We start from the raw sequence: 7,828 nt of genomic DNA on the forward strand, positions 1-7,828 counted from the left end.
TTATACGACACCGATGCTGGTGGGCCCGCCGCGTGTGCTCGCGGCGGGCCCTCCTGCATGAGGCACGGCTCTCAGGCCCGGCCGTCCGGTCCAACCCCCGGGCCCGGCCGTCCCGACCCGTCAGGCCAGTTCGAGCGCCAGGTAGAAGTCCACCCGGTCCTCCAGCCGGGAGAGGTCACGGCCGGTCAGCTCCTCGATCCGGCCGATCCGGTAGCGCAGGGTGTTGACGTGGACGTGCAGCTGCGCGGCGCAGCGCGTCCAGGAGCCGTCCGAGCGCAGGAACGCCTCCAGGGTGCGGACCAGGTCCGCCTGGTGCTCGATGTCGTACGCGATCACCTTGTCCAGCAGCCGGCTGCGGAAGGCGCGGCGGACCTCGTCCGGGACGGCCGCCAGCAGCAGCACGTGCGAGGCCAGCTCCTCGGGGCCCGCCACGCAGACCCGGCCGACCCGGGCGGCGGCGATCCGGCGGGCGTGCCGGGCCTCCTCCAGGGCGCCGCGCAGGCCGCCGGCCTCGGAGGCGGGGGCGGAGACGCCGAGGGTGATCCGGCCCTCCGAGCCGAGGCCCGCCTCCAGCGGGGCGAGCAGGTCGCGCAGGGTCTCGGCGGGCACCGGGCCGTCCAGGGCGGGCAGCACCACGACGGCGCCGGAGCCGGCCCCGGCGACCAGCGCGCGGTCGGTGGTGCCGCCCAGCGCCTCCTCCAGGACGGCGCGCACCACGCCCTCGGGCAGGCCGGTGCCCTCGGCGCTGAGCACCAGCCAGGACCCGTCCTGGGCCTGGGGTTTGGGCTCGACGCTCTCGTAGCGGGCGGCCATCGCCGTGGAGGCGTACAGGGTGCGGCTGATCTCGGCCGGGTCGGCGTCGCGCTGGAGCAGGGCCAGCACCTCGTCGGCGAGGCGGCGGCGCAGCCGGCGGCCCTCGTCGCGGCGGTGGCGCTCGGCGGCGACCAGCCGGGCCAGGTTCTCGGCGAGCTGCTGGCGCTTGGCGGTCCACTCGGTGACGTCGCCGGCCACCGCGAGCACCCAGTCGGCCAGCGGCGCCTGGTGGTCGGCCGAGGCCGGGGCGGGCAGCAGCGAGTAGGAGCCGCCGGCCAGGCGGGCCCGGTGCGGGGGGCGGCGGCGCTGGCGCTGGGCGCCGAGGTGGGCGCGGACCAGCTGGTCGCGGTCCTCGGCCGGGAGGCGGTCGGCGGGGCCGGCGATCACCGCGCCGGTGGGGGTGAGCACCCAGCAGTCGAGGTCGAGGTCGCCGCCGAGCAGGTCCAGCACCGCGTCCAGGCCGCCGCCGCCGGCCGCCGAGACCAGCAGGCGGTGCCGGTCGACGAGGGCGGCGAGGTCGGCGGCGCGGTCGGCGGAGACCTGGCGGCCGATGAACTCGGTGACGGTGCCGAAGGCGATGTCGTCGGGGACGGCCAGCAGCGGCATCCGGTGCCGCCGGCAGGCCTCCACCAGGTCCTCGGGCACCGGGCCGACCTCGGCCTCCCCGGCCGCCAGGGCGACCGCGCCGCCGGCCACGATGGTCCGCACGAACCGCTCGGAGTCGGCCGGGGCGGTGCGCCACAGCATGCCGGTGAGCACCAGCTCGCCACCGTGCAGGTAGCGGCCGGGGTCGTGCAGGTCCGTGGTCATGACGCCGCTGACCTGCCGGTCCAGCTCGTCCTCGGCCGCGAGCAGGCGCAGTCGCGGGGCGCCGGGGGCGAGCAGGTCACGGACACGCATCCGCGGACTCCTAACGGGGCTGAGGGTGGGATGGGGCTGAGGGGGTGGGCCGAACGGGGGAGGCCCGAGCGTTCGGTCGGGGGTCACAGTGTGCCCGAACATCCGTACTTGTCGTCACGTCCGGGCGGGCGACCGGATCACGGGCCCGTCGCTTGCGAATCACGGCCGGATTACGGTCGTAGGTAGCACCTGGTGAACACCTGGGCTGCGCATTCCTCTCCTTAGAGGAACGTACAGGATGCCGGGCGGGAGCACAGCCGGGGCTTCATGCCATCGGTGACTGCCTGTGGGCCCCGTCCCGGCGGTTCACTGGGCGACACGCCGCCGGACGCAGCCCGGTGACCGGGGCCCGACGCGGAGGCGACGAAGCGGTTGGTTGAGAGGTCCGAACACCGAGTTCCGGGCACTGTGCCCACCCGTCCGGCAGGCGACGACTTGAGGAGACACCCGCATGGAGTTCCTTCGGCCCGCTACCTGGGACGAGGCACTCGCGGCGAAGGCCGAGCACCCGACCGCACTGCCCATCGCGGGCGGTACGGACGTCATGGTCGAGCTGAACTTCGACGTGCACCGGCCATCCGCGATTCTCGATCTGAACCGCATCACCGAGCTCACCCAGTGGTCGAACGACGGCGGCGTCGTCAGGCTCGGCGCCTCCGTCCCCTACTCCCGGATCATCGACGAGCTGTCCGGGCCGCTGCCCGGGCTGGCACTGGCGGCCCACACCGTCGGCTCCCCGCAGATCCGCAACCGCGGCGGCGTCGGCGGCAACCTCGGCGCGGCCTCCCCGGCCGGCGACTCCCACCCGGCGCTGCTGGCGGCCGGCCGGGACGTCCTGGTCGAGGCCGCCTCCGTGCGCGGCACCCGGCTGATCCCGATCGACGACTTCTACGTCGGCGTGAAGCGCAACAGCCTGGAGGCCGACGAGCTGATCCGGGCCGTGCGCATCCCGGTGGCGGACGGCCCGCAGCAGTTCTCGAAGATCGGCACCCGCAACGCCATGGTGATCGCGGTCTGCGCCTTCGGTTTCGCCCTCCACCCGAAGAACGGCACCGTCGGCACCGGCATCGGCTCGGCCGCCCCCACGCCGCGCCGCGCCGTCGAGGCCGAGGAGTACCTGGGGGGCGTGCTCGCCGAGCGCGGCCTCTGGGAGTCCGGCGACCTGCTGGGCGCCGAGGTGGTCCAGCGCTTCGGCGAGCTGGTCAAGGCGGCCGCCTCGCCGATCGACGACGTCCGGGGCACCGCCGACTACCGCCGGCACGCGCTGGCCGTGATGGCCCGCCGCACCCTCACCTGGACCTGGAACGACTACAGCAAGCAGATCAGGAGCGCGGCATGAGGGTGACTTTCACCGCCAACGGCAAGCCGGTCGAGGCGGACGACGTCTGGGAGGGCGAGAGCCTCCTGTACGTGCTGCGCGAGCGGGTCGGCCTGCCGGGCTCCAAGAACGCCTGCGAGCAGGGCGAGTGCGGCTCCTGCACGGTCTACCTGGACGGCGTGCCGGTCTGCAGCTGCCTGGTCGCGGCCGGCCAGGTGCAGGACCGCGAGGTGCGCACGGTCGAGGGGCTGACCGACGAGAACGGCGAACTCGGCCTCGTCCAGCAGGCGTTCATCGACGCCGGCGCCGTCCAGTGCGGCTTCTGCACCCCCGGCCTGCTGGTGCAGACCGACGCGCTGCTGGAGCGGGACGCCCAGCCGAGCGACAACGACATCCGCGAGGCGCTGTCGGGCAACCTCTGCCGCTGCACCGGCTACGAGAAGATCATGGACGCGGTGCGGCTGGCGTCCGCCCGCACGTGCGCCGGAAAGGCCGTTTCGCAATGACCACCCGCACCATCCAGGGGCAGAAGAACCTCCAGGACATCCGGCAGGCCAGCAAGGACGGCATCGGCGGCTCACCGCTGCGCCCGGACGGCCACCTCAAGGTCAAGGGCGAGTTCGCGTACTCCTCCGACATGTGGCACGAGGACATGCTCTGGGGCACGGCGCTGCGCTCGCCGCACCCGCGCGCCACCATCCTGTCGGTGGACATCTCCGAGGCGCTCAAGGTGCCCGGCGTCTACGCCGTCCTCACCCACCAGGACATCCCCGGCGCGAAGTACTACGGCCTGGAGATCCAGGACCAGCCGGCCCTGGCCATCGACAAGGTCCGCTACCACGGCGAGGCGATCGCCCTGGTCGCGGCCGACCACCCGGAGACCGCCCGCCGCGCGGTGAAGAAGATCAAGGTCGAGTACGAGGTGCTCACCCCGATCGTCACCGAGGAGCAGTGCCTCGACCCCGCCACCCACGGCTACGTGCACGAGCCGCACGAGTACAAGTCGCACGGGTACGGCAACATCTGCCACGAGCAGCGGCTGGTCTCCGGCCTCGGCGTCACCGACGAGGTCCGCGCGCTCGCGGACGTCGTCGTCAGCGGCGACTACGAGGTCGGCATGCAGGACCAGGCCTTCCTCGGCCCCGAGTCCGGCCTCGCGGTGCCCGCCGAGGACGGCGGCATCGACCTCTACATCGCCACCCAGTGGCTGCACGTCGACCGCCAGCAGATGGCCCCGGTGCTCGACCTGCCCGAGGAGAAGGTCCGGCTCACCCTGGCCGGCGTCGGCGGCGCCTTCGGCGGCCGCGAGGACCTGTCGATGCAGATCCACGCCTGCCTGCTGGCCCAGCACACCGGCAAGCCCGTCAAGATCGTCTACGCCCGCGACGAGTCCTTCTTCGGCCACGTGCACCGCCACCCCGCCAGGATGCACTACGAGCACGGCGCCACCCGCGACGGCAAGCTGGTCTTCGCCGACTGCCGGATCGTGCTGGACGGCGGCGCGTACGCCTCCGCCTCGCCCGCCGTGGTCGGCAACGCGGCCTCGCTCGGGCACGGCCCGTACGTGATCCCGAACGTACGGATGCACGCCATCGCGCTCTACAGCAACAACCCGTCCTGCGGCGCCATGCGCGGCTTCGGCGCCGTCCAGGCCGCGTTCGGCTACGAGTCGCAGATGGACAAGCTGGCCGCCGAACTCGGCATGGACCCGGTCGAGTTGAGGCAGCTCAACGCCATGTCGGAGGGCGACCGCATGCCCACCGGCCAGCAGATCGACTCGCCCGCCCCGGTCGCCGAACTGCTGCGGCGCGCCAAGGAGATGCCGCTGCCGCCGCCGCTGGACACCGAGCACCCGGACGTGCGCCAGCTCCCCGGGGCGCTGTCCAACACCTCGCACGGCGAGGGCATCGTGCGCGGCGTCGGCTACTCGGTCGGCATCAAGAACGTCGGCTTCTCCGAAGGCTTCGACGACTACTCCACCGCCCGGGTGCGCCTGGAGGTGATCGGCGGCGAGCCCGTCGCCATGGTGCACACCGCGATGGCGGAGGTCGGCCAGGGCGGCGTCACCGTGCACGCCCAGATCGCCCGCACCGAGCTGGGCGTCGAACTGGTCACCATCCACCCGGCCAACACCGAGGTCGGATCGGCCGGATCGACCTCCGCCTCGCGCCAGACGTACATGACCGGCGGGGCCGTGAAGCTGGCCGCCGAGGCGGTCAGGCGGGCGCTGATCGAGAAGGGCCGCCGCCGCTACGGCTGGACCCACGGCGACATCACGCTGATCGCCGGGAAGGTCGTCTCGGAGAGCGCCGGCGTGCTGGTCCCCATGGTCGACCTGCTCGGCGAGGAGGCCATCGACCTCACCCGCGAACACCACCACCGCCCGACCGTCCCCTTCGACAAGGAGACCGGGCAGGGCTTCGGCCACGTCCAGTACACCTTCTGCGCCAACCGCGCGGTGGTCGACGTGGACGTCGAACTGGGCCTGGTCAAGGTCGTCGAGCTCACCGCCGTCCAGGACGTCGGCAAGGCGCTCAACCCGCTCTCCGTCGTCGGCCAGATCCAGGGCGGCTGCACCCAGGCGCTCGGCCTCGCCGTGATGGAGGAGATCATCGTGCGGGACGGGAAGGTGCGCAACGCCTCCTTCACCGACTACCTGATCCCCACCATCCTCGACACCCCGCCGATCCCGGTGGAGATCCTCGAACTGCCCGACCCGCACGCCCCGTACGGGCTGCGCGGCGTCGGCGAGGCCCCGACCGTGTCGGCGACGCCGTCGATCGTGGCAGCCATCCGCAACGCCACCGGCCTGGCCCTCAACCGGATCCCGGTCCGGCCCGAGCACCTGACCACGGAGGCCCCCGGGGCCTGACGCCCCCGGAGCCCGCAAGCTCCCCCGGGCTCCGGGCCCCGGGGAGCACGGCCGGGGTGCAGGAGAACCTCCCCGGGGCGGCGACCGTCTTCCCCGCCGCCCCGGGGCCGCTCCACCGCGCCACCCCCACTCGCGTGCACCACCCACCGGCACGCGACCGCACCATCCCGCTGCCTCTCCCACGCCGGGGTTCTGCAGCGGTGCGCACCACCCACGCACCGCAGGCACCGCCACAGTGCGCCCAGTGAGTCGAGCAGTCCCCCTGCGCCAACCTCGTTGACTGGCAGTCAGGTCGGCTCGCCCACCCCAACCCCCTTTGACACTTGGGAGTGGACATGACCCAGATCCCCACGGAACACAGCCCCACGGAAGAAAGACCCGCCGAGGACGACACCGCCACGCCAGCCCCCGCCCCCGCGCCCGCCCCCGCCCCCGCTCCGAAGAACGCACTGGACGCGTACTTCAAGATCACGGCCCGGGGATCGACCTTCGGCAACGAGATCCGCGGCGGCCTCACCACCTTCATGGCGATGGCCTACATCGTGCTGCTCAACCCGATCATCCTGAGCGGCGCCGACGTCAACGGCCTCGAGCTGGACCACGCGCAGCTCACCACCGCGACCGCGCTCGCCGCCGCCGTCACCACGATCCTGATGGGCGTGGTCGGCAACGTCCCCCTGGCGGTCGCCGCCGGGCTCTCGGTCTCCGGCGTGATATCCGCGCTGGTGGTGCCGCACACCACCTGGCCCCAGGCCATGGGCCTGTGCGTGATCTACGGCCTGCTGATCGTCCTGCTGGTCGTGTCCGGGCTCCGCGAGAAGATCATGAACGGCATCCCGCTGCCGCTCAAGCACGCCATCACCATCGGCATCGGCCTCTTCGTCTCACTGATCGGCCTGGTCAAGGCCGGCTTCGTGCACACCGGCGGCCCCACGCCGCTCGCGCTCGGCCCCTTCGGCGAGCTGGCCGGCTGGCCCGTCCTGGTCTTCTGCCTCACCGTGCTGACGATCTTCGTCCTGCTGGCCCGCAACGTCCGCGGCGCGATCCTGATCGGCATCGCCGGCGGCACCGTGGCAGCGTTCGTCATCAACGCGGTCGCCGACCTCCCCGCGAAGACCTGGGTCAGCTCCGCCCCGGTGTGGCCGGGCAGTCCGGTCTCCGCGCCCGACTTCGGCCTCTTCGGCCACGTCGACCTCTTCGGTGCCTTCGGCAGCCACGGCCTGGGCGCCATCAGCGCCTCGGTCGCCGTCTTCACCCTGGTGCTGGCCGGCTTCTTCGACGCGATGGCCACCATCATCGGCGTCGGCACCGAGGCCGGGCTGGCCGACAAGCAGGGCCGGATGCCCGGCCTCTCCAAGGCCCTGTTCATCGACGGGGCCGGCGGCGCCATCGGCGGCCTGTCCGGCGCCTCCGGCCAGACCGTGTTCGTCGAGTCCGCCACCGGTGTCGGCGACGGCGCCCGCACCGGCCTCGCCTCGACCGTCACCGGCGGCGTGTTCGCGCTGATGCTGTTCTTCTCGCCGCTCGCCGCGATCGTCCCGACCGAGGTGGCCTCCGCCGCCCTCGTCGTGATCGGCTCGATGATGATGAGCCAGGCCCGGCACATCGACTGGTCCGACCGCGAGGTCGCCATCCCGGCCTTCCTCACCTGCACCCTGATGCCGTTCACCTACAGCATCACCGCCGGTGTCGCCGCGGGCGTCATCTCGTACACGGTCATCAAGGCGGGCACCGGCAAGTGGCGCGAGCCCGGCCCGCTGATGTGGATCCTCACCGGGGTCTTCGTGGTCTACTTCGCGCTCACCCCGATCAAGTCCTGGCTGGGCGTGCACTAGGGGCTCTCTTTCGGATCACGTCGGATCAGCGCGCGGCGTCGGAGTGCGTGCATCGCAAGGCGGAGGAGGGAGTCCATGCGGAGTATCGGC

At 72.7% G+C, this 7,828-nt stretch carries 5 protein-coding genes; 4 read left to right on the forward strand and 1 reads right to left on the reverse strand.

Annotation, left to right across the window (positions count from 1 at the left end):
• Window positions 1-120: 120 nt before the first annotated feature.
• Window positions 121-1,713 carry a PucR family transcriptional regulator gene (locus ACFWPI_RS38930; RefSeq protein ID WP_380340180.1) on the reverse strand — a complete coding sequence of 531 codons (1,593 nt, stop codon included), beginning with the start codon at window positions 1,711-1,713 and terminating at the stop codon, window positions 121-123.
• A 451-nt stretch (window positions 1,714-2,164) separates the two neighbouring features.
• Here ACFWPI_RS38930 and ACFWPI_RS38935 point away from each other — a divergent pair, with 451 nt between their 5' ends.
• The 4 genes from ACFWPI_RS38935 (at window position 2,165) to ACFWPI_RS38950 (ending at window position 7,738) form a co-directional block, all read left to right on the forward strand.
• Window positions 2,165-3,052, forward strand: coding sequence for an FAD binding domain-containing protein (locus tag ACFWPI_RS38935; RefSeq protein ID WP_380380751.1), 888 nt, complete (start codon window positions 2,165-2,167; stop codon window positions 3,050-3,052).
• The gene (locus ACFWPI_RS38940; protein WP_063350020.1) at window positions 3,049-3,537 is read left to right on the forward strand and encodes a (2Fe-2S)-binding protein; all 489 of its coding nucleotides are present in this window, start codon (window positions 3,049-3,051) and stop codon (window positions 3,535-3,537) included. Before ACFWPI_RS38935 ends, ACFWPI_RS38940 begins: the two co-directional genes overlap by 4 nt.
• The gene (gene pucD / locus ACFWPI_RS38945) at window positions 3,534-5,903 is read left to right on the forward strand and encodes a xanthine dehydrogenase subunit D (RefSeq protein ID WP_063350019.1); all 2,370 of its coding nucleotides are present in this window, start codon (window positions 3,534-3,536) and stop codon (window positions 5,901-5,903) included. The genes ACFWPI_RS38940 and pucD overlap by 4 nt, the downstream gene beginning before the upstream one ends.
• Window positions 5,904-6,238: 335 nt before the next feature.
• A complete protein-coding gene (locus ACFWPI_RS38950) occupies window positions 6,239-7,738 on the forward strand; it encodes an NCS2 family permease (RefSeq protein WP_380380749.1) in 1,500 nt (499 codons plus the stop codon).
• Window positions 7,739-7,828 lie beyond the last annotated feature (90 nt).

The sequence above is a fragment of the Kitasatospora sp. NPDC058492 genome (assembly GCF_042720685.1).
GTDB lineage: Bacteria > Actinomycetota > Actinomycetes > Streptomycetales > Streptomycetaceae > Kitasatospora.

Coding starts and splice junctions, on each gene's coding strand:
- ACFWPI_RS38930 (WP_380340180.1), bottom strand. CDS start 1,713: ATGCGTGTCCGTGACCTGCTCGCCCCCGGCGCCCCGCGACTGCGCCTG.
- ACFWPI_RS38950 (WP_380380749.1), top strand. CDS start 6,239: ATGACCCAGATCCCCACGGAACACAGCCCCACGGAAGAAAGACCCGCC.
- ACFWPI_RS38935 (WP_380380751.1), top strand. CDS start 2,165: ATGGAGTTCCTTCGGCCCGCTACCTGGGACGAGGCACTCGCGGCGAAG.
- ACFWPI_RS38940 (WP_063350020.1), top strand. CDS start 3,049: ATGAGGGTGACTTTCACCGCCAACGGCAAGCCGGTCGAGGCGGACGAC.
- pucD (WP_063350019.1), top strand. CDS start 3,534: ATGACCACCCGCACCATCCAGGGGCAGAAGAACCTCCAGGACATCCGG.